The organism is Caballeronia sp. NK8 (assembly GCF_018408855.1).
GTDB lineage: Bacteria > Pseudomonadota > Gammaproteobacteria > Burkholderiales > Burkholderiaceae > Caballeronia.
Genome location: NZ_AP024324.1, coordinates 816,011 through 836,387 on the forward strand (window position 1 = coordinate 816,011; position 20,377 = coordinate 836,387).

Here is a 20,377-nt window from a genome sequence, read left to right on the forward strand (position 1 = left end):
ATACGGAAATGCCGATTGCAGGACAGCGCCACACTGCTCAAGGTCTTTCGAGTCATTCAATTCTGGCGCGTGACGGGAAGCATGGGAGACATGTCTGTCATCCAACCCTTCCTTCGACCGTAAGGTAGTCCAGGAAGAGCCTGAGGCGAGCGGGGAGCTGGGCCGACTTGCCTACGTAGACTGCATGAAACGGTTCGCGCCTGACCGGCAGCGAATCGGGAAGCAACGGCACAAGTTGACCGGAGGCCAGTTCACTTCGGATCGTGAACTCTGCGAGCCGCGCGGGCGCTACTCCCGCAAGCGCGAGCCGTCGAATGCCTTCACCGTCGCTCACTCTCACACGTTCGAGTACTGGCTCCCCCGCCTGAAGCCATTCTCCGCCGGCACGCAGATGGACGAATCCCAGGCGATCCTGAGCCAGGAGTTCATCGATGCTTCCGGGCATTCCATGGCGGTCGATCCATGTCGGCGAAGCAACCACGATCAGACGGGTGTCGCCGAGGGATCTCGCGGTCAGATTGGAAGCTGATAACTCGCCTGCCCGGATCGCGATATCACACCCCTCCTTAAACAAATCTGTAACGATGTCGCTCAGGGTGATATCGATGCTGATATTGCTGTGGTCGCCGAGAAACTTCCGCAAGATGTGCGCGAGCACGTGAGCAACATAGCTTGCAGAACTGTTTATCCGAATGCGACCGGACGGAACCTTGGTACCGATCGCCTCACGCTCTGCCAATTCGATATCGGCGAGAATGCGTCGCACCCGGTCATAGAATTTTTCCCCCTCGGGCGTAAGCCCTACGTGACGCGTCGATCGGCGTAGAAGCGCGGTTCCAAGCCTGTGCTCCAGCCGACTCATCAGCTTACTCACCCCGGAAGGCGATAAGCCCAGGGCGCGTCCAGCCTGCGAGAATCCACCTCGTTCAACGACGCTCACGAAAACCGTCATCTCATCTGTTCTGTCCACGTTGTGCGGAGATTCCAGTCTTCTGTTCACAATTGCTTTTCTCACTGAAGGTCTAATACTTAAAATACATGCAGCTATAATTTTTCCATGTCTTCGAAATAATCCGAACCAGTCTCCATTATCGAATCAAAAACGATTTATCAGTTTTACGGTGCATTTATCTTATTATTCAAAACAGTACTAACTAATCTCTACAATATTCGATATTTAAAGCATCTATCTTTCTTTACATGGCGCACCAGATTCGCAAGAGTCTGCCGTGCATTACTGCCGCCACATGCGTCCGTTTATCGCTTCCCGTCGCCATCGGCTGCAGCCTCATAACGGCGTGATTCATTTTTTAGAATATAACGGTAAAGCGGTTCATCATGAGGACCGCATGCATATTTCACAAATTTTCATACCTTCGCTCGCCTCCACTGCTGAAGCCTTTTTGAAATATGCGCCAAAGAATCTGCTAACCGACTCGCATGAACGACACCAGCAACAGCCCAACCGAGTCCCTTGAACTCATGTGTTCAAACATTCGATGGACGCCAGCATGGACTGCAAGTCCTCAGCCTGTGTGGACACACAACTATCCTCTGGACGTCGACATTCCAGCGAATTTGCACGACGTTACAATCCGGCAAATCATCCGCGTGGGATACGGCGGTCGTCGCATAAGAATCGTTATAAGCAACCGATATGGGAAGCATCCACTCCCACTGGAAGCTGTGCGCGTCGCTCCGTCGGTGCGCGGAGCCCAGATCGATGCAAGACGAGACAGGAGTGTGATGTTCGGGGGCGAGGCATCCGTGATCATCCCGCCGGACGCAAGTCTCACTAGCGATCCGGTCGATCTGCCCGTCGAACAAGGCGATGATCTTGCCGTTTCCCTGAGGCTTGTTGCGTCTCCGCCTATCAGCAGTTTTCATTGGGACGGACGTCGTACAGGATACGTTCTATCTGGAGATCAACTCTCGACAGTAGCCCCGACGATACGCACAACCACTGAACGGCGACTCTTTTTGGCCGCCCTTCTTGTCGAGGCCGTCAACGCTCACGGAGTTGTGGCAGCATTTGGAGATTCCATAACGGACGGGGCTAACACTAGTATAGATAATGACGCTCGCTGGCCTGACTTTCTGGCCGAAAGAGCGTCGTGCAGAGGCATCGCTGTCGTGAACGCGGGCATTTCTGGCGCTCGTTTGCTCAGTGACGGCATGGGTGCGAATGCACTCGCGAGACTTGATAACGATGTCATCCGACAGCCAGGAATCCGCGCTGTCATTTTGCATCTTGGGATCAATGACATCGCATGGCCGGGCACGCCGTTTTCTCCGGAGGAGCCTCCGATGACATTCGAGCGGATGCTCATCGGGTACCGCACCTTTATCGCGCATGCGCACGCCGCGAATCTGCGCGTGATCGGTGGCACCCTGACGCCGTTCGCGGGAGCGCTCCCTGACACCCCGATGGCAGACAACTACTACAGCATCGAAAAAGACAATCTGCGACGCCGCATCAACGACTGGATTCGCAATAGCGGCGCTTTCGACGCAACGATTGACTTCGATCGCTTGCTTGAAGACCCTGAACGCCCCGGTCACCTTCTTCCATGCTTTGACGGAGGTGATCATCTTCATCCCAGCGACGAGGGCTGTCGCGCAATGGCACATGCGGTCAATCTGGACTCGCTCTTCGAGCGCCGAGTTCCCGATTCGACAACCCACCAATAAGGATTTATATATGGAATATCGTTACCTTGGAGCATCTGGCCTGAAGGTGCCCGTACTCAGCCTTGGTGCAGGCACATTCGGCGGAAGCGGACCGCTTTTCGGAGCCTGGGGCACAACGGAAGCTGATGAAGCCCGACGGCTTGTGGATATCTGCCTGGAAGCTGGCGTCAACATGTTCGATACCGCCGATGTCTATTCGAACGGGGCATCGGAATCTGTGCTCGGTGAGGCAATAAAAGGGCGTCGGCAGGCGGTACTGCTTTCTACCAAGATGGGACTGCCCATGGGCGACGGCCCGAATGACGCAGGATGTTCGCGTGCACGGATCATCAAGTCGGTCGATGACGCGCTGCGGCGCCTGCAGACGGATTACATCGACCTCTTGCAACTCCATGCTTTTGACGTACGCACGCCCGTGGAAGAAGTGGTTTCCACGCTGGATCAGCTCGTGCGAGACGGCAAGGTCCTGTACACAGGCGTATCCAACTTTTCTGGCTGGCAAGTGATGAAGTCACTTGCGGTTGCCGACCACAATAGCTGGAACCGCTACGTCGCACATCAAGTTTATTATTCGCTCTTAGGTCGCGATTATGAATGGGAGTTGATGCCACTCGCCGCAGATCAGGGGGTCGGTGCTCTGGTTTGGAGCCCGCTGGGCTGGGGCCGTCTTACCGGTAAGCTTCGGCGCGGCCAACCTTTGCCGAAAGGCAGCCGCCTGCACGCAACGGCATCGTTCGGCCCTCCGGTGGAGGACGAACATCTCTACCGCGTTGCAGAAGCATTGGAGGTCGTAGCGCGGGACACGGGTAAGACTGTACCGCAGATCGCGATCAACTGGCTCATCCAGCGGCCAACCGTCAGCTCCGTCATCATCGGTGCTCGGAACGAAGAACAGCTTCGCCAAAATCTCGGTGCTGTGGGTTGGACCTTGACTCAAGAGCATATGGCGATACTTGACAGTGCCAGCAGCCTGACGGCACCGTATCCCTATTTCCCATATCAACGTCAGGAAGGTTTCGCTCGACTCAACCCGCCACTCTGTTAAAGGCGACCGCATCAAGAAAATGTCCCGCTCGTTCAGACGCCTTCGTATGAAGCCCGTGCGGGACATCTTGAGCAATCAAGCTACCGAGTAAATCGCGATTGGCGTCTCGGTTCATCACGCGGTTTGGCGACCGATTCACCAGCCGTCGGCGCGGGATGGGTGTCAGTGGTCGGCGGGTACCTTCGATTGTACAAGTGCTCGCTCCGGCTATCTCGCAGGTGCTGCATAGAGCCTCCTCGCGATTTACCCTTCGTCGCCCCTATCGCGCCGCTTTTTTACTCACTCTCGCATCGTGCTTGTATCAACCACTCACCGATTAGCCGCGACGTGCAGCCAGCGTTAAGCCTTCGGAAGCCCGAAGTGCGTCATGACCCCGTTCACACCCGACACGTTTTCCGCTGCGACGCGAAGGGCGTTGCCTTCTTCCGCGCTGACGATCGGCCCCCACAGATGCACGATGCCGTTCTCGACAGTCACGTTTTCGCTCGCAAGCGCCCACGGATGTTCCGCGATGGCGGCGAGCACCGCTTCGCGAATCGAATGATCGCTGCCGTCGGTGTCGGCGGGCAGCTCGGGCGCCATCGTCACGAGCGCGCGGATCAGGTTCGAGCGGCTCACCACGCCGACCACCTTGCCGTCCCGCATGACGGGCACGCGCTTGATGCGCCGCCGTTCGAGCAACTCGGCGATATCGGCGACCGGGCACGTTTCAGTGATAGTCGCGACATCGGTGGTCATCACATCGCCGACCTTCCTCGCGTGCTCCTTCACATACTGACTCGCGAGATCGCGCGTCGATGCGACCAGTTCGAGCCACCACGCGCGTTGCGTGACGCCGGTGCCGATCTCCGCGCGATGCATCAGATCGCCTTCCGTGACCATGCCGAGCAGACGGCCCTCCTCGTCGACCACGGGCATGCCGCTGACGCCGGCGAACACCATGGTCCCGGCCGCCTGACGCACCGACATGTCGGGATGAGCGGAAATGATCTTTTTCGTCATGACGTCGGCAGCGCGCACATTCATCTCCTTGAAGGGAAGGGTCTTCCATTGTCCGGCTTGCCGCGTATTGTGCGCTTGATCCCGGTCAAGTGCTCAGCCAGAATCGCTGTCGAAACCGAACAGCCTGCGCGGCGTTTCCCACTGAATCTGGCGCCGCGTCTGCGCGTCGGGCACGATCTTCTCGAACAGCGTCAGCAGCGGTCCATAGTCGAGCCGCTCAGGCGCGCGCAGGAACGGCCAGTCGGAACCCCACACGCAGTTCTGCGGCCCGAACGCGCTAAGCAGCGCGTGGGCGTAGGGCCACGCGTCCTCGTACGGATGCGCTTCACGCGCGTACTTCTGCCAGCCCGACAGCTTGACGCTCGCGCGGCCGCTATCCGCGAGCCGCAGCAACGCCTGAAAGCCCGGCTGAGCGATCCCCGCGCCGATGTCGGGCCGCCCGCCGTGATCGATCACGAGCGTCGCCGCCTGCCGCGCGAGCCACGGTTCGAGCGCCGCCATCTGATCCCCGGCGACCTGAACCTGCGCGACCATCCCGAGGTCCGCGAGCGATGCGAACAGCGCGCCCGCTTCTAGCACGGCATCGAGCCCTTCCATCGCCGGATTGAACGCGACGCCGGCCACGCCCGCGCGATGCAGCGCCGCAAGCTCGCTTCTGGCGATGTCGTTATCGACCACCGCGATGCCGCGAAAGCGTCCTGCGCAGGTTTCCAGCGCGTCGAGCAGGCAGCGGTTGTCGGTCCGGTAGCCGCTCGTCGGGCCGACGAGCAGCGCATGGCGCACGCCGTAGGCATCCATCACGCGGACGAGCTGCGCAGCCGTGCCGATCTCCTGCTGCGCCGGCCGATACGGCGTGTCATCGCGATACGGAAAGCGCGCGGGATCGAATACGTGACAGTGGCAGTCGATCTTGTCTTCTTCGAACAGCGTCATCTCAGGTTTCCTCTTTCACAAGCGCGGCGTTCCTGTCGACGATGCGCCGCGCCGAGCCGTACGCGCGCGCGAGCCGAACCTCGGCGGGCAGCGACGGAAACGGCATCTCGACGCTCAACGCCGTATCGGCTGGTAACGCGCGCAACAGCCCGTCGAGCGGCAGCGCGCCTTCGCCCGGCGGCAGGCGGTCGGCACGCGCTTCATGAATCGCTTCGTCGTCGCTGGCAGGCAGACGCGCGCGCGCATCGCAGAGTTGCGCGGCGCCGATCCATCCGGACGGCATCGCGGCGACGTCGTCCGGCGTGCCGCCCGAGCGCGACAGATGCAGCGCGTCGACGAGCACGGCGATATTCGGATGCGCGACCCGCGCGATCATTGCGCGGGCTTGCGCCAGCGACGCCACATGCCGCCAGCGCATGAATTCCAGATCGATGCGCAAACCGTACGTCCGACCGAGTTCTGCAAGCGCGGCGAGATGGTCCGCGAGCCGCGCCGGGTCCGGATCGTCGCCCGACACGTTCACGCAGCGCGCACCCAGCGAAGCCGCCGTTTCGAAGAGTAGCGCAAACGAAGCGGGCACGAGTTCCGGCACGACGGGAATGAACTCGACATCGTGAACCGCGATGCCCTCGCCCGCGAGCGCGTCCTGCAATTCACGATGCGCGGCGGTGCCGGGCATCGTCGGCCAGGCAATCGCGCCGGGCACCGCCGGATGCATGCGCAGACCGACCGCAGCGAAACCGGCACGCGCGGCGAGCCGGACCCACGGCACCGGCGCGACCTCCAGCGCGGTCAGATGCGCGGCGGCGAGCGGCCGCGCGGCGAGTCGAGCGGCGTTCAATAGGTGGCCCTCCCGCCCGTCAGATCGAAGGTGAAGCCCGTCGTGAAGCTGCACGCGGGACTGGCGATCCAGCTCACCATCGCGCCGACTTCATCGATCTGCAGGAAGCGGCCCATCGGAATCTTCGCCTTGCTCGCCTCGATATGCTGGTCCGACATCTCGTGGAACAGCTCCGTCTCGACCATCGCCGGCGCGACGCAATTGATCAGCACGTTGTCGCGCGCCAGCTCCTTCGCGGCGGACTTGGTGAACGCGATCACGCCCGCCTTCGCCGCGGAGTAAGCGCAGATGTACTGCACGCCCTCCTTGCCCGCGATCGACGCGACATTGACGATCCGCCCGCCCCCGCGCGCGCGCATATGCGGGATCGCGACGCGGCAGCAGTAGAACACGCTGTTCAGGTCGACGGCCAGCACGCGCTGCCACGCATCGACGGGATACTCCCAGCTCGGCACGACGGGACCGTTGATGCCCGCGTTGTTCACGAGGATGTCGACGCGGCCGAGCGCCTCGAGCGTCGCACCGAATGCGCGTTCGACCGATTCGTACGACGCGACATCGACCGGTTGCAGGTGATCGGGTTCGAAGCCGAGACGCTGTGCGTCGCAGCCGGCGATATCGAGATCCCAGATCGCGACGCGCGCGCCGTCGGCTTTCAGCTTGCGGGCGATGCCCAGGCCGATCCCGCGCGCCGCGCCCGTGACGATGGCTACCTGGCCGTCGAGAGAATGACTCATTGAGATGATTTCCCTGCGTGGTTCAGTTGGAGGAGGAAGCGGACGCCGCAAACTCGATGCGCCTGATGTCGCCGACGACGAAGACATATGAAAGCGCGCCGAGCAGCGTGACGCCCGAGATGAAGGCGAGCGCGTAGACGAACGAGCCGGTCGCGTTGACGATCAGCCCGATCACGAGCGGCGTCACGATGCCCGCCGCGTTCGCGAACAGATTGAAGATGCCGCCGCTCAGGCCCAGCAGGCCCTTCGGCGCGATATCGGAGACGATCATCCACGCCAGCGCCGACATCCCTTGCGCGAAGTACGCGACGCACAGAATCGCGATCACCAGGCTGATCGAATCGACATAGTTCGCCAGCACGATGCTCGATGCGGCGACGAGACCGGCGATCACCGGCAGCTTGCGCGACCAGTTCAGCGAGATGCCACGGCGCAGCATGGCATCGGAAATCCAGCCGCCCGCGAGCGTCCCGACCGACGCGGCGATGAACGGCAGCACCGCGACCATGCCGACCTTGAGCCACGGCATGTGGCGTTCGGTGACGAGATAGGTCGGGAACCAGGTGAGGAAGAACACGTTGGTCGAATTGCACGCGAACTGGCCGATGCAGATGCCGAGCATGCTGCGGCGGCGCAGGAGCGCGGCGATATCGGCCCAGCGAAAGCGCGTCGCCTGCTGGCTGCCGTCGACCACGCCGCCGCCGCTCGCGATGTAATCCAGTTCGGCGCGGTTCGCGCGGGTCGACTCATGCGGTTCGCGAAAGCGCATGAGCCAGACCGCGCCGAACGCGACCCCGACCGCGCCGACGATGCCGAACAGCGCGCGCCATCCATAGAGATGATCGATCCAGAAAAGCAGCGGGCTCAGGAACGCGAGACCGACATATTCGGCGAAGGTGTAGACGCCCGTCGCGCGGGCACGCTCGCTCTGCGGAAACCAGATCGCGACGACGCGGCTGTTGGTCGGAAAGCACGGCGCTTCGGCGATGCCGATCAGGAGCCGCATGATCAGCAGCGAGACGAAACCCGTCGCGAGCCCTTGCAGCCCGGTGAACAGCGACCACAGCGTCAGCGCGAAGAAATAGGTCCAGCGGGTGCCGATGCGGTCGAGCATCACGCCGCCCGGAATCTGTGACGCGGTGTAAGTCCACGAGAAAGCGGAGAAGATCACGCCCATCAGCGCGGGCGTCAGGCCCAGTTCGTGGCTCATGCCGGGCGCCGCGATCCCGGCGACGCTGCGATCGAGGTAGTTGATCATCGTGCCGATCGCGAGCAGCGCGAGGATGCCGAAGCGCGCCCGGGTGCGCGTCGCGGCGGGCGCGGCGGCGATGGCATCACTTGCCATCGATTGGGTCTGGTTCATCGTGTCTCCATCCATTTGTTTGATGACTGGTATGCCTGGAGATACTAGAGAGATGACAGACCGCTGTCGTATGCCCAGTTTCAGCTAACCTATAACCTTTGGTTAATCACTGATTCGGAGGCGGAGGAACGATGCGCTTCAAGCTGCGGCAAATGGAAGTGTTTCGCGCGGTGATGCTGACCGGCTCGATCAATGCGGCCTCGAAGATGCTGTACGTATCGCAACCGGCAGTCAGCAAGCTCGTCGCGCACACGGAGACGACACTGGGCCTGCGCCTCTTCGAGCGCGCGAAAGGCCGGCTGATCCCGACCGCCGAGGCGCAGGCGCTCTTTCGCGAAGTGGAGCAGGTCTATCAGGCGGCGCTGCGCGTCGACGAATTCGCGCGGGCGCTCGCGCTCGGGCCGGCGAGTCTTCTGCGTATCTCGTGCAGCCCGTCGCTTGCGCCCGCGATCGTCGCGCCGGCCATCGTCGAATTGAAACGGCAGTTGCCGGGACTCAGGGTCGACTGGCATACGACGCTCATGGCCGACATGCCGCTCGAAGTGCTGAGCAAGACGGTCGATGTCGCGGTGACGTCGCTGCCGATCGAGCATGAGCATCTCGAAGTCGTGCCGTTCATGCGCGGACGCATGGTGTGCGTGCTGCCGCCGGATCATCCGTTCGCGGCGCGCGAGCGGATCGCGCTCGCGGATCTTAAGAGCGAACCGATGATCCTCTTCAGGCGCGACATCCCGTTCGGCACGATGATCGCGCGGGCATGCCAGCAGGCCGACGTCGAACTGACCTCCGTGGTCGACGTGACGCGCGCCGATCAGGCGCTCGCGCTCGTGCGCGGCGGGCTCGGGCTCGCCATCGTCGACGAGTATGCGACCGGCGGCGTGGATTGCGTGGTGCGCCCGCTCGTCGAGGATCTGGAGATGGTGTCGACGTTCGTCTACTCGAAGTTCTCGCCGCCGTCGCGAAGCGCGATGGCGTTGATGCAGGCCGTCTGCCGCCGCGCCGACGAACTGGGCAGACGGATCGGCGGGGTCAATCTTTAGCCAGGCTCGCCAGTCTCCTTCAGCCAGTCCACGAAGTCGCGCATATGCACGGGCTTGTCCGCATCGAGCGGGATCAGCGCGTAGTAGGTCGAGCCTTTCGCGGTCAGATCGGGAAACGGCATCTGCACGCGGCCGACCGCGCAATCGGTGTCGAGCGTCGGAAAGGGTCCGATGCCGAAGCCCAGTCCATCGACCACGGCCTGCAGCGTGACGAAGAAGTGATCGAATCGCAACGTGCGGTTGGCGCGCAGCGATGCATGCCCCGCCGCTTCGAGCCACGCTTCCCAGTCGCCGGGACGGGTCTCGCTCGTCAGCCAGGTTTCGGCGGCCAGTTGCTCCACGCTCAACACGCCGGCGCGCGCGAGCAACGCCGGACTCGCGATGACCGTGTTGTGCTCCTGGAACAGCTGCCAGCTCTGGAACTGCCCGCCCGGCGGCACATGGCGGCGGATCGCCAGGTCGAAGCTGCCCCGCAACGCCGGCTCGGTCGACATCGCCGTGGAGACGCGCACGTCGACATCCGGATAGCGCTCGGCAAACAGCGGCAACTTCGGGATCAGCCAGCGCATCGCCACGGTGGCCGACGCGCTCACGCGAATGACCTTCACGCGCTGATTCTTGCCGTAGCGCTCGGCGGCATCGGCGATGTGATCGAACGCCGCGCTGATCTCACGGGCGAAAGCGCGCGCGTGCGGCGATGCGACCATGCTCTGGCCGTCGCGCGCGAACAGCGGCTGGCCGAGCCAGTCTTCCAGATTCGCGATGTGGCGGCTGATCGCGCCGTGCGTCAGATTGAGCTCGCGCGCGGCGGCGGAATAGCTGCCGGCGCGGGCCGCGACTTCGAACACGCGCAGTGCGTTCAGCGGTGGGAGCTTGTGTCTCATATGTGATTTTTTCTGACAGGTATCGCGTCTTTTTTTCGATTGTGTGAGCGCATCGCTCATCTTACGCTGGGTCTGTCTCAACCAGAAAAGGTGCGCTCATGTCCTCCCAGATCATCGTCAATGCCCGCCACTACAGAATGCCTGCCGCGCCGACCATCGTGGTCTGCGTCGACGGCTGCGAGCAGGAATACATCAATCAGGCCATCCTCGCCGGTCAGGCGCCGTTCCTCGCGAAGCTCGCGGGGTTCGGCACGGTGCTGACCGGCGACTGCGTGCTGCCGTCATTCACCAACCCGAACAACGTGTCGATCGTGACCGGCGCACCGCCCGCCGTGCACGGCATCTGCGGCAACTTCTTTTTCGACGAAGACACGCGCACCGAAGTCCTGATGAACGATCCGAAGTATCTGCGCGCGCCGACCATCCTCGCGGAAATGGCGCGCGCGGGCCAGCGCGTGGCCGTCGTCACCGCGAAAGACAAGCTGCGCGCGCTGCTCGGACACGGCCTGCGCGGCGTCTGCTTCTCGGCGGAAAAGGCCGATCAGCTCGATGTCGAAGTGCATGGCGTGGCCGGCATGATCGAACGCATTGGCATGCCGCTGCCTTCGGTGTACAGCGCGGAGCTGTCCGAGTTCGTGTTCGCGGCGGGGCTGTCGTTGCTGCGGCGCGAGCGTCCGGACCTGATGTATCTGTCCACGACCGATTACGTGCAGCACAAGCACGCGCCGGGCACGCCGGAAGCCAACGCGTTTTACGCGATGATGGACCGCTATTTCGCGCAGTATCACGACGAAGGCGCGGTGCTCGCGATCACCGCCGATCACGGCATGAACGCGAAGACCGATTCGATCGGGCGGCCGCGCATCGTGTATCTGCAGGACCGGCTCGATGCGCGCTTCGGCAACCAGAGCACGCGCGTCATCCTGCCGATCACCGATCCCTATGTGGTCCATCACGGCGCGCTCGGCTCCTACGCGACGGTGTATGTCGGCGAACGCGAACGGCAGCATGAGGTGACGGATTTCATTGCGGGCATCGCGGGCGTCGAGGCCGTGTTGACGCGCGCGCAGGCATGCGAGCGTTTCGAATTGCCGCCGGACCGCATCGGCGATCTCGTGGTGCTGGGCGAGCGGCTCACCGCGCTCGGCAGCGCCGCCGACAAGCACGATCTCTCGGGTCTCACCGTACCGCTGCGTTCGCACGGCGGCGCGTCCGAACAGAAGGTGCCGCTGCTCTTCAACCGCAAGCTGAGCGGTATCGACGATGCGCGACGGCTGCGCAATTTCGACGCATTCGATCTCGCGCTCAATCACCTCGCCTGACCACGACACCCCGCGAGCGCGACGAAGAATCGCGCCATAAGGAGACATCATGCCCTCGGATACACCCGACGTTCTGGATTACGAAAGATCTCGCCGCGAGACCACGCTTGCGCAATACAAATGGCGTGCGCTCGTCGGTGTCACGTTTTGCTATCTGTTTTACTACACCGGGCGGCAGACGCTCGGCTTCGCGGTCAGCGGCATCCAGCTCGATTACGGGCTGTCGAAGTACGAGATCGGCTGGATCAGCGCGACGATGCTGTGGTGCTATGCGGGCGGCCAGTTCATCAACGGCAATCTCGGCGACAAGCTCGGCGGCAAGACGATGATGATCGCGGGCGCGCTGCTCTCGCTCGCGGCCAACTGGCTGTTCAGCTTCGGTCACACGTTCCTGTTCTTTCTGCTCGCGTGGGGCCTGAACGGCTATTTCCAGTCGATGGGCTTCGCGCCAGGCAGCCGCCTGCTGTCGAACTGGTGGGGCAGCAAGCATCGCGGTTTCGTGTACGGGGTGTATGTGGGGTTTTCGGGCTTTTCGTCGGTGCTCGCGTATATCCTGCCCGTGCTGATTCTCGGCTCGATGCATCTCGGCTGGGTCTGGATCTTCCGGCTGGCGCCGCTTTCCATGTTGCTTGGCGCGCTGGTGCTGCTCATCTTCGTCGCGGAACGTCCTGAGGACAAGCATCTGCCCGCCGTCGACAGACTCGCGCAAGAAGACGCGCCCTCTTCCGCCGGCGACGATCTGAGCAGCGCGCAGCGTTATCTGCTCGTGCTAAAGAACTGGAAGCTTTACATCACCGGGCTCGCGATCGGGTTTCAGAACGCCGCGCGCTATGCGCTGGTCGTCTGGGTGCCGGTGCATTTTCTCGGTATGGACTGGAAGACCTCGACTGCGCTCATCGATCCGAAGTGGATCACGGTGGCGTTGCCGATCGGCATGGCGCTCGGCTCGCTGTCGAACAGCTGGATCTCCGACGTGCTGTTTCGGGGCAAGCGCTACGTCGCGATCGTCTGCTACATGGTGCTCGCCTCGGTCACGGCGATGTGCATGATGCTCGTTCCGCACGGCAGCATGACCGGCGTCGCCCTGCTGTTTCTGTGCGGATTCTTCGTGTTCGGTCCCGCGTCATCGTTCTGGGCGCTGTGCCCCGATCTGTTCGGGCGGCGTGCGGCAGGCACCGCGACAGGCGTGCTCAACACGATGTCGTACGCGTTCGCGGGCATCGGTGAACCGGTGATCGGACATGTCATCGACGCGACGGGGCAGACCACGATCATCTTTCCCATTGTCGCAGGGCTCTGCGCGGCGAGCGCGCTTATGTCGATGCTGATCAAGCGTTGATGTCAGGTCGACAAACGCAAAAACCCCACCTTTGCGGGGTGGGGTTTTTGTTTTACGGCATGAGGAGCCTGACGATTACCTACTTTCACACGGGAGCTCCGCACTATCATCGGCGTGGAGTCGTTTCACGGTCCTGTTCGGGATGGGAAGGGGTGGGACCGACTCGCTATGGTCATCAGGCATGACTTGTTGTTGAGCGCCTGTGGGCGCACAACCAATCTGGGAAGAAGCGGTAAAGAATTCGGGTGGCGATTGTCGCACACGCTGTGACTCGCCAGTGCGGGCTCCTGAGGAGGCACAAACACACTGGTTATAGGATCAAGCCTTACGGGCAATTAGTATCAGTTAGCTCAATGCATTACTGCACTTACACACCTGACCTATCAACGTCCTGGTCTGGAACGACCCTTCAAGGGGCTCGAAGCCCCGGGGATATCTCATCTTAAGGCGAGTTTCCCGCTTAGATGCTTTCAGCGGTTATCTCTTCCGAACATAGCTACCCGGCGATGCCACTGGCGTGACAACCGGTACACCAGAGGTTCGTCCACTCCGGTCCTCTCGTACTAGGAGCAGCCCCCTTCAAATATCCAACGCCCACGGCAGATAGGGACCAAACTGTCTCACGACGTTTTAAACCCAGCTCACGTACCTCTTTAAATGGCGAACAGCCATACCCTTGGGACCGGCTACAGCCCCAGGATGAGATGAGCCGACATCGAGGTGCCAAACACCGCCGTCGATATGAACTCTTGGGCGGTATCAGCCTGTTATCCCCAGAGTACCTTTTATCCGTTGAGCGATGGCCCTTCCATACAGAACCACCGGATCACTATGACCTGCTTTCGCACCTGCTCGACTTGTCGGTCTCGCAGTTAAGCACGCTTATGCCATTGCACTATCAGCACGATTTCCGACCGTACCTAGCGTACCTTCGTACTCCTCCGTTACACTTTGGGAGGAGACCGCCCCAGTCAAACTGCCTACCATGCACTGTCCCCGATCCAGATCATGGACCAAGGTTAGAACCTCAAACAAACCAGGGTGGTATTTCAAGGACGGCTCCACGCAAACTAGCGTTCACGCTTCATAGCCTCCCACCTATCCTACACAGATCGGTTCAAAGTCCAATGCAAAGCTACAGTAAAGGTTCATGGGGTCTTTCCGTCTAGCCGCGGGGAGATTGCATCATCACAAACACTTCAACTTCGCTGAGTCTCGGGAGGAGACAGTGTGGCCATCGTTACGCCATTCGTGCAGGTCGGAACTTACCCGACAAGGAATTTCGCTACCTTAGGACCGTTATAGTTACGGCCGCCGTTTACCGGGACTTCAATCAAGAGCTTGCACCCCATCATTTAATCTTCCGGCACCGGGCAGGCGTCACACCCTATACGTCCACTTTCGTGTTTGCAGAGTGCTGTGTTTTTATTAAACAGTCGCAGCCACCAGTTTATTGCAACCCTTTCACCCTCCTGGCGCAGGCCAGTCAAGCTACAAGGGCGTACCTTATCCCGAAGTTACGGTACCAATTTGCCGAGTTCCTTCTCCCGAGTTCTCTCAAGCGCCTTAGAATACTCATCTCGCCCACCTGTGTCGGTTTGCGGTACGGTCACTATTAGACTGAAGCTTAGAGGCTTTTCTTGGAACCACTTCCAATTGCTTCGCTTCCTAAGAAGCTCGCGCCACACCCTTGAATTACGCGCCCGGATTTGCCTAAGCGCCTTCTCCAATGCAGCGACCGGGACGTCCAACACCCGGACAACCTTCCGCGATCCGTCCCCCCATCGCATCTAACAATGGTGCAGGAATATTGACCTGCTTCCCATCAGCTACGCATTTCTGCCTCGCCTTAGGGGCCGACTCACCCTACGCCGATGAACGTTGCGTAGGAAACCTTGGGCTTACGGCGAGGGGGCTTTTCACCCCCTTTATCGCTACTCATGTCAGCATTCGCACTTCCGATACCTCCAGCACGCTTTTCAACGCACCTTCGCAGGCTTACGGAACGCTCTCCTACCACACACGTATCTTTCAACGTGTATCCGCAGCTTCGGTGACTGGCTTGAGCCCCGTTACATCTTCCGCGCAGGACGACTCGATCAGTGAGCTATTACGCTTTCTTTAAAGGGTGGCTGCTTCTAAGCCAACCTCCTGACTGTTTTAGCCTTCCCACTTCGTTTCCCACTTAGCCAATCTTTGGGACCTTAGCTGGCGGTCTGGGTTGTTTCCCTCTTGACACCGGACGTTAGCACCCGATGTCTGTCTCCCGTGATTGCACTCTTCGGTATTCGGAGTTTGCTATGGCGTAGTAATCCGCAATGGACCCCACAACCATGACAGTGCTCTACCCCCGAAGGTGATACACGAGGCACTACCTAAATAGTTTTCGGAGAGAACCAGCTATTTCCAAGTTTGTTTAGCCTTTCACCCCTATCCACAGCTCATCCCCTAACTTTTCAACGTTAGTGGGTTCGGTCCTCCAGTACGTGTTACCGCACCTTCAACCTGGCCATGGATAGATCACTTGGTTTCGGGTCTACGCCCAGCAACTGATCGCCCTATTCGGACTCGCTTTCGCTACGCCTGCCTTAATCAGTTAAGCTCGCTACTGAACGTAAGTCGCTGACCCATTATACAAAAGGTACGCCGTCACCCGTTTCCAGGCTCCGACTGTTTGTATGCATGCGGTTTCAGGATCTATTTCACTCCCCTCCCGGGGTTCTTTTCGCCTTTCCCTCACGGTACTGGTTCACTATCGGTCGATCACGAGTATTTAGCCTTGGAGGATGGTCCCCCCATCTTCAGACAGGATTTCACGTGTCCCGCCCTACTTGTCGTACACCTAGTTCTTTCAACCTATTTTCGCCTACAGGGCTATCACCTGCTAGGGCCGCACTTTCCAGAGCGTTCGGCTAATAAGTCAAATAAAGAGTACAGGCTGATCCCATTTCGCTCGCCACTACTCTGGGAATCTCGGTTGATTTCTTTTCCTGCGGTTACTTAGATGTTTCAGTTCACCGCGTTCGCTTCACTGGACCTATGTATTCAGTCCAGGATGACCCATACGGGCCGGGTTTCCCCATTCGGACATCTACGGATCAAAGCTCGTTTGCCAGCTCCCCGTAGCTTTTCGCAGGCTACCGCGTCCTTCATCGCCTGTGATCGCCAAGGCATCCACCACATGCACTTGTTCGCTTGACCCTATAACGAGTGTGTCTGAGCGATCAGAGTTAGCGCTTTAGCGCTTACTCTGATCTCATCCCCGCAAGGGGACGACTCATTTCGCTATAGGCTGAGTATTCGCGTTGTGCCGTATTCCAAAGCAATCTTTCGATCACCTTTTCATACTTGATACAATCACTACCCTGAGCGCTTACTCACACCCATCTCTAAGTGCTTTCAGCAACTCTCTTTACTACTTCTTCCAGATTGTTAAAGAACGTTTAGCCGACAAGCGTGTTGCACTGCTTGCAGCATCAACTGGCTATAGTCGCCAATGCTTAAGGTTCGCTGCCGTTTTTAGCAGAACCCTAAGCATTGAGGACTTGGTGGAGGATGACGGGATCGAACCGACGACCCCCTGCTTGCAAAGCAGGTGCTCTCCCAGCTGAGCTAATCCCCCTTCATGGCCTGACTAGGAACTGTTGCTCCGTCAGCACGCCTCTCTCGGGTGGTGGGTCTGGTTGGATTCGAACCAACGACCCCCGCCTTATCAAGACGGTGCTCTAACCGACTGAGCTACAGACCCTTAGCCTGTCTTTCTTACAGCCGATAAGCGTGAGCGCTTAATGTTGAAGTGCGAAGCTCGAGAAAGGAGGTGATCCAGCCGCACCTTCCGATACGGCTACCTTGTTACGACTTCACCCCAGTCATGAATCCCACCGTGGTAAGCGCCCTCCTTGCGGTTAGGCTACCTACTTCTGGTGAAACCCACTCCCATGGTGTGACGGGCGGTGTGTACAAGACCCGGGAACGTATTCACCGCGGCATGCTGATCCGCGATTACTAGCGATTCCAGCTTCACGCAGTCGAGTTGCAGACTGCGATCCGGACTACGATCGGTTTTCTGGGATTGGCTCCACCTCGCGGCTTGGCAACCCTCTGTTCCGACCATTGTATGACGTGTGAAGCCCTACCCATAAGGGCCATGAGGACTTGACGTCATCCCCACCTTCCTCCGGTTTGTCACCGGCAGTCTCCTTAGAGTGCTCTTGCGTAGCAACTAAGGACAAGGGTTGCGCTCGTTGCGGGACTTAACCCAACATCTCACGACACGAGCTGACGACAGCCATGCAGCACCTGTGCGCCGGTTCTCTTTCGAGCACTCCCACCTCTCAGCGGGATTCCGACCATGTCAAGGGTAGGTAAGGTTTTTCGCGTTGCATCGAATTAATCCACATCATCCACCGCTTGTGCGGGTCCCCGTCAATTCCTTTGAGTTTTAATCTTGCGACCGTACTCCCCAGGCGGTCAACTTCACGCGTTAGCTACGTTACTAAGGAAATGAATCCCCAACAACTAGTTGACATCGTTTAGGGCGTGGACTACCAGGGTATCTAATCCTGTTTGCTCCCCACGCTTTCGTGCATGAGCGTCAGTGTTGGCCCAGGGGGCTGCCTTCGCCATCGGTATTCCTCCACATCTCTACGCATTTCACTGCTACACGTGGAATTCTACCCCCCTCTGCCACACTCAAAGCCTGCCAGTCACCAATGCAGTTCCCAGGTTAAGCCCGGGGATTTCACATCGGTCTTAACAGACCGCCTGCGCACGCTTTACGCCCAGTAATTCCGATTAACGCTCGCACCCTACGTATTACCGCGGCTGCTGGCACGTAGTTAGCCGGTGCTTATTCTTCCGGTACCGTCATCCCACCACCATATTAGGGCGATGGTTTTCTTTCCGGACAAAAGTGCTTTACAACCCGAAGGCCTTCTTCACACACGCGGCATTGCTGGATCAGGGTTGCCCCCATTGTCCAAAATTCCCCACTGCTGCCTCCCGTAGGAGTCTGGGCCGTGTCTCAGTCCCAGTGTGGCTGGTCGTCCTCTCAGACCAGCTACAGATCGTCGCCTTGGTAGGCCTTTACCCCACCAACTAGCTAATCTGCCATCGGCCGCCCCTATAGCGCGAGGTCCTGAAGGATCCCCCGCTTTCTTCCGTAGATCGTATGCGGTATTAATCCGGCTTTCGCCGGGCTATCCCCCACTACAGGACACGTTCCGATGTATTACTCACCCGTTCGCCACTCGCCACCAGGGTTGCCCCCGTGCTGCCGTTCGACTTGCATGTGTAAGGCATGCCGCCAGCGTTCAATCTGAGCCAGGATCAAACTCTTCAGTTCAAACCTGTTACTGTTTTTCGGTTCCGTTAAGAACCGGTCGCTCACTCAACGTACTGACGATGATTGTTCATCCTAAGATGAAAAACCTTCCTCTGATACTTCGTGTGAGACTCTTGATACTTTTGCTTTTGCTTCAGCCCCGAAAGACTGAAACCGCACTCGCTATCAAGCGCCCACACTTATCGGCTGTTAGTTTTTAAAGAGCATTGCGCTAAGAATTTGCTTCGCGGGTTATCTGCTTTCGCTTGCTTTCTTGCGCGCCGTCATTCAACGGGAGGCGAATTATGCAGACTGATTTTCGTATCGTCAAGCGTCTTTTTTAAAAAACTTATCGAGTCAAATTTACCGCGGTCATTCGCGATCCCGCATCGACGCGCTGCGCGCAGCGCTCATCGATGCCCATGCTGCTTGAGAAAACTCATCAGGGCGGCAAACGCCGGTGGCACGCCCGGATCGGCGGCCTCGAGTTCGAGCTTGCCGTCATCCCCGGCGATGCTGATCCGATAGCTCCGCGCATCCGGCACCGGCTTCTTCGCGCTCGGTCGAGCCGTGCCGCCCTCCGCGCGCGCAGCCGAAACCAGTTTGGCGAACTCGGCGCTCTCGTCGGGCGACAAACCCGCCGCTTGCACGACGATCGGCCGCGCAAGCCCCGGAAAAAACCCCACCCCGCCTTCGATGAACAATTCCGCGCGCATCACAGGACACCAACCTGATGCCACGCCTGAGTGACCGCCTTCGATTCCGCGCTGTTCGTCCCGAACAGCCGATTGGCGTTCGACACGGTGAGACGCGCGAAACTCTTGAAGCCCGTCGTCGCCTTGATGTGCGAATCGTTCAGCGTCTCATACCAGATGCGCCCCGCCTTTTCCCATGCGTTACCGCCGATATCGAGCGCCGCTAGACAGAACGCGCGATTCGGAATGCCCGAATTGATGTGAACGCCGCCGTTGTCCTGCGTCGTCTGAACATACCCGCTCATGGTCGACGGCTGCGGATCCTTGCCGAGCACCGGGTCGTCGTACGCCGTGCCCGGTTCTTTCATGGAGCGCAATGCGACGCCCTTCACGCCCTTCGCAAGCAGCCCCGCTCCGATCAGCCAGTCGGCCTTATCGGCCGTCTGCTTCAGCGTGTATTGCTTGATCAGCGAACCAAACACATCGGAGACGGATTCGTTGAGCGCGCCCGCCTGCCCCGAATATGCGAGTTCGGCCGTGTGCTCCGTCACGCCGTGCGTCAGTTCATGGCCGATCACATCGAGCGAGATGGTGAAGCGATTGAAGAGCTCGCCGTCGCCATCCCCGAAGACCATCTGCTGCGAATTCCAGAACGCGTTGTCGTACTTGTCGCCGAAATGCACCGTGCCGATGAGCGGCATGCCGGCGTCATCGATCGAATTGCGTTGAAAGACCTCGAGATAGAACTCGAAGGTATCGCCGAGGCCATCGTATGCTTCGTCGACGCAAGGATCCTTTGTCTTTTTCGCGCCCTCCGCGCGCACGATGGTCCCCGGCAGTGTCTCCGTATTCTTCGCGGTATAGATGGTCCGGTGCACGACCGGCGCGACGGCGGGCATCTGCCCCGCGCGCCTGGGCTGGAGCGTCGCGGCCTGCACGGAGCGGAATTGCCGGAACGTATGGTCCGCCGACAGGGTATCGATGGCGAGCGAGCGCTGCTTGGCCGAGCCGTTTTTCGCGATTGCCGCGAGCATGTGCGGTGGCAAGATGCAATAGATCGAATGAGCGCGCCCTGAGCGGGAACCGATGCACATGATTGCCTCCTGAACGTGAAAAGGAAGGTGGGAAACCACGCGCGGCGCTTTTCTCCATGTTGCTAATG

The 20,377-nt window shown here is 59.8% G+C and carries 14 protein-coding genes, 2 tRNA genes and 3 rRNA genes; 5 read left to right on the top strand and 14 right to left on the bottom strand.

Annotation, left to right across the window (positions count from 1 at the left end; translation table 11 throughout):
* Nucleotides 1-97: 97 nt before the first annotated feature.
* Nucleotides 98-952: a LysR family transcriptional regulator gene (locus NK8_RS25410; RefSeq protein WP_213230968.1), complete on the bottom strand. Its 855-nt coding sequence runs from the start codon at nt 950-952 to the stop codon at nt 98-100.
* Between the two features lie 794 nt (nt 953-1,746).
* Between NK8_RS25410 and NK8_RS25415 the strand changes: the two genes are divergently transcribed.
* Nucleotides 1,747-2,691 (top strand): SGNH/GDSL hydrolase family protein, encoded by a 945-nt coding sequence (locus tag NK8_RS25415; protein WP_225936414.1) that lies wholly within the window; start codon nt 1,747-1,749, stop codon nt 2,689-2,691.
* A 10-nt stretch (nt 2,692-2,701) separates the two neighbouring features.
* Entirely contained in the window at nt 2,702-3,736 is a 1,035-nt protein-coding gene (locus NK8_RS25420; RefSeq protein ID WP_213230970.1) for an aldo/keto reductase, read from the top strand.
* Between the two features lie 339 nt (nt 3,737-4,075).
* On the opposite strand, the gene NK8_RS25425 is transcribed toward NK8_RS25420, so the two are convergent.
* The 5 genes from NK8_RS25425 to NK8_RS25445 form a co-directional block, all read right to left on the bottom strand.
* Nucleotides 4,076-4,756 (bottom strand): CBS domain-containing protein, encoded by a 681-nt coding sequence (locus NK8_RS25425; protein WP_213230973.1) that lies wholly within the window; start codon nt 4,754-4,756, stop codon nt 4,076-4,078.
* 75 nt (nt 4,757-4,831) lie between these two features.
* The gene (locus NK8_RS25430) at nt 4,832-5,671 is read right to left on the bottom strand and encodes an amidohydrolase (RefSeq protein WP_213230975.1); all 840 of its coding nucleotides are present in this window, start codon (nt 5,669-5,671) and stop codon (nt 4,832-4,834) included.
* 1 nt (nt 5,672) lies between these two features.
* Nucleotides 5,673-6,512 carry a sugar phosphate isomerase/epimerase gene (locus NK8_RS25435; RefSeq protein ID WP_213230978.1) on the bottom strand — a complete coding sequence of 280 codons (840 nt, stop codon included), beginning with the start codon at nt 6,510-6,512 and terminating at the stop codon, nt 5,673-5,675.
* Nucleotides 6,509-7,249 carry an SDR family NAD(P)-dependent oxidoreductase gene (locus NK8_RS25440; protein ID WP_213230980.1) on the bottom strand — a complete coding sequence of 247 codons (741 nt, stop codon included), beginning with the start codon at nt 7,247-7,249 and terminating at the stop codon, nt 6,509-6,511. The genes NK8_RS25435 and NK8_RS25440 overlap by 4 nt, the downstream gene beginning before the upstream one ends.
* A gap of 22 nt (nt 7,250-7,271) precedes the next feature.
* On the bottom strand, nt 7,272-8,612 hold the full coding sequence (locus NK8_RS25445; RefSeq protein WP_213230981.1) for an MFS transporter: 1,341 nt from the start codon (nt 8,610-8,612) through the stop codon (nt 7,272-7,274).
* Between the two features lie 131 nt (nt 8,613-8,743).
* Here NK8_RS25445 and NK8_RS25450 point away from each other — a divergent pair, with 131 nt between their 5' ends.
* Complete coding sequence (locus NK8_RS25450) at nt 8,744-9,652, top strand: LysR substrate-binding domain-containing protein (RefSeq protein WP_213230983.1); 909 nt, start codon at nt 8,744-8,746, stop codon at nt 9,650-9,652.
* Here NK8_RS25450 and NK8_RS25455 read toward each other — a convergent pair.
* Nucleotides 9,649-10,536, bottom strand: coding sequence for a LysR substrate-binding domain-containing protein (locus NK8_RS25455; protein WP_213230984.1), 888 nt, complete (start codon nt 10,534-10,536; stop codon nt 9,649-9,651). The genes NK8_RS25450 and NK8_RS25455 overlap by 4 nt on opposite strands.
* Before the next feature lie 98 nt (nt 10,537-10,634).
* Between NK8_RS25455 and phnA the strand changes: the two genes are divergently transcribed.
* Nucleotides 10,635-11,858: a phosphonoacetate hydrolase gene (gene phnA / locus NK8_RS25460; protein ID WP_213230986.1), complete on the top strand. Its 1,224-nt coding sequence runs from the start codon at nt 10,635-10,637 to the stop codon at nt 11,856-11,858.
* A 49-nt stretch (nt 11,859-11,907) separates the two neighbouring features.
* Nucleotides 11,908-13,197, top strand: coding sequence for an MFS transporter (locus tag NK8_RS25465; protein ID WP_213230987.1), 1,290 nt, complete (start codon nt 11,908-11,910; stop codon nt 13,195-13,197).
* 66 nt (nt 13,198-13,263) lie between these two features.
* Here NK8_RS25465 and rrf read toward each other — a convergent pair.
* From rrf to NK8_RS25500, 7 genes are all read right to left on the bottom strand, one after another.
* A 5S ribosomal RNA gene (rrf, locus tag NK8_RS25470) occupies nt 13,264-13,377 on the bottom strand.
* A 134-nt stretch (nt 13,378-13,511) separates the two neighbouring features.
* Nucleotides 13,512-16,398 (bottom strand): 23S ribosomal RNA (locus NK8_RS25475).
* Between the two features lie 345 nt (nt 16,399-16,743).
* Nucleotides 16,744-16,819, bottom strand: a tRNA-Ala gene (locus NK8_RS25480).
* A gap of 49 nt (nt 16,820-16,868) precedes the next feature.
* Nucleotides 16,869-16,945 (bottom strand) — tRNA-Ile (locus NK8_RS25485).
* 62 nt (nt 16,946-17,007) lie between these two features.
* Nucleotides 17,008-18,541: ribosomal RNA gene (locus NK8_RS25490) — 16S ribosomal RNA — on the bottom strand.
* The 16S, 23S and 5S rRNA genes sit together here with 2 tRNA genes alongside, the layout of an rRNA operon.
* 389 nt (nt 18,542-18,930) lie before the next feature.
* Nucleotides 18,931-19,236 (bottom strand): protealysin inhibitor emfourin, encoded by a 306-nt coding sequence (locus NK8_RS25495; RefSeq protein ID WP_213230989.1) that lies wholly within the window; start codon nt 19,234-19,236, stop codon nt 18,931-18,933.
* Entirely contained in the window at nt 19,236-20,309 is a 1,074-nt protein-coding gene (locus NK8_RS25500; protein ID WP_213230990.1) for a M4 family metallopeptidase, read from the bottom strand. Before NK8_RS25500 ends, NK8_RS25495 begins: the two co-directional genes overlap by 1 nt.
* Nucleotides 20,310-20,377: the final 68 nt, after the last annotated feature.

Bases quoted from the DNA above. Each gene is read 5' to 3' on its own strand.
- NK8_RS25440 (WP_213230980.1), bottom strand. From the start codon at position 7,249: ATGAGTCATTCTCTCGACGGCCAGGTAGCCATCGTCACGGGCGCGGCG.
- NK8_RS25450 (WP_213230983.1), top strand. From the start codon at position 8,744: ATGCGCTTCAAGCTGCGGCAAATGGAAGTGTTTCGCGCGGTGATGCTG.
- NK8_RS25410 (WP_213230968.1), bottom strand. From the start codon at position 952: ATGACGGTTTTCGTGAGCGTCGTTGAACGAGGTGGATTCTCGCAGGCT.
- NK8_RS25500 (WP_213230990.1), bottom strand. From the start codon at position 20,309: ATGTGCATCGGTTCCCGCTCAGGGCGCGCTCATTCGATCTATTGCATC.
- NK8_RS25420 (WP_213230970.1), top strand. From the start codon at position 2,702: ATGGAATATCGTTACCTTGGAGCATCTGGCCTGAAGGTGCCCGTACTC.
- NK8_RS25465 (WP_213230987.1), top strand. From the start codon at position 11,908: ATGCCCTCGGATACACCCGACGTTCTGGATTACGAAAGATCTCGCCGC.
- phnA (WP_213230986.1), top strand. From the start codon at position 10,635: ATGTCCTCCCAGATCATCGTCAATGCCCGCCACTACAGAATGCCTGCC.
- NK8_RS25430 (WP_213230975.1), bottom strand. From the start codon at position 5,671: ATGACGCTGTTCGAAGAAGACAAGATCGACTGCCACTGTCACGTATTC.
- NK8_RS25415 (WP_225936414.1), top strand. From the start codon at position 1,747: ATGTTCGGGGGCGAGGCATCCGTGATCATCCCGCCGGACGCAAGTCTC.
- NK8_RS25495 (WP_213230989.1), bottom strand. From the start codon at position 19,236: ATGCGCGCGGAATTGTTCATCGAAGGCGGGGTGGGGTTTTTTCCGGGG.
- NK8_RS25455 (WP_213230984.1), bottom strand. From the start codon at position 10,536: ATGAGACACAAGCTCCCACCGCTGAACGCACTGCGCGTGTTCGAAGTC.
- NK8_RS25445 (WP_213230981.1), bottom strand. From the start codon at position 8,612: ATGAACCAGACCCAATCGATGGCAAGTGATGCCATCGCCGCCGCGCCC.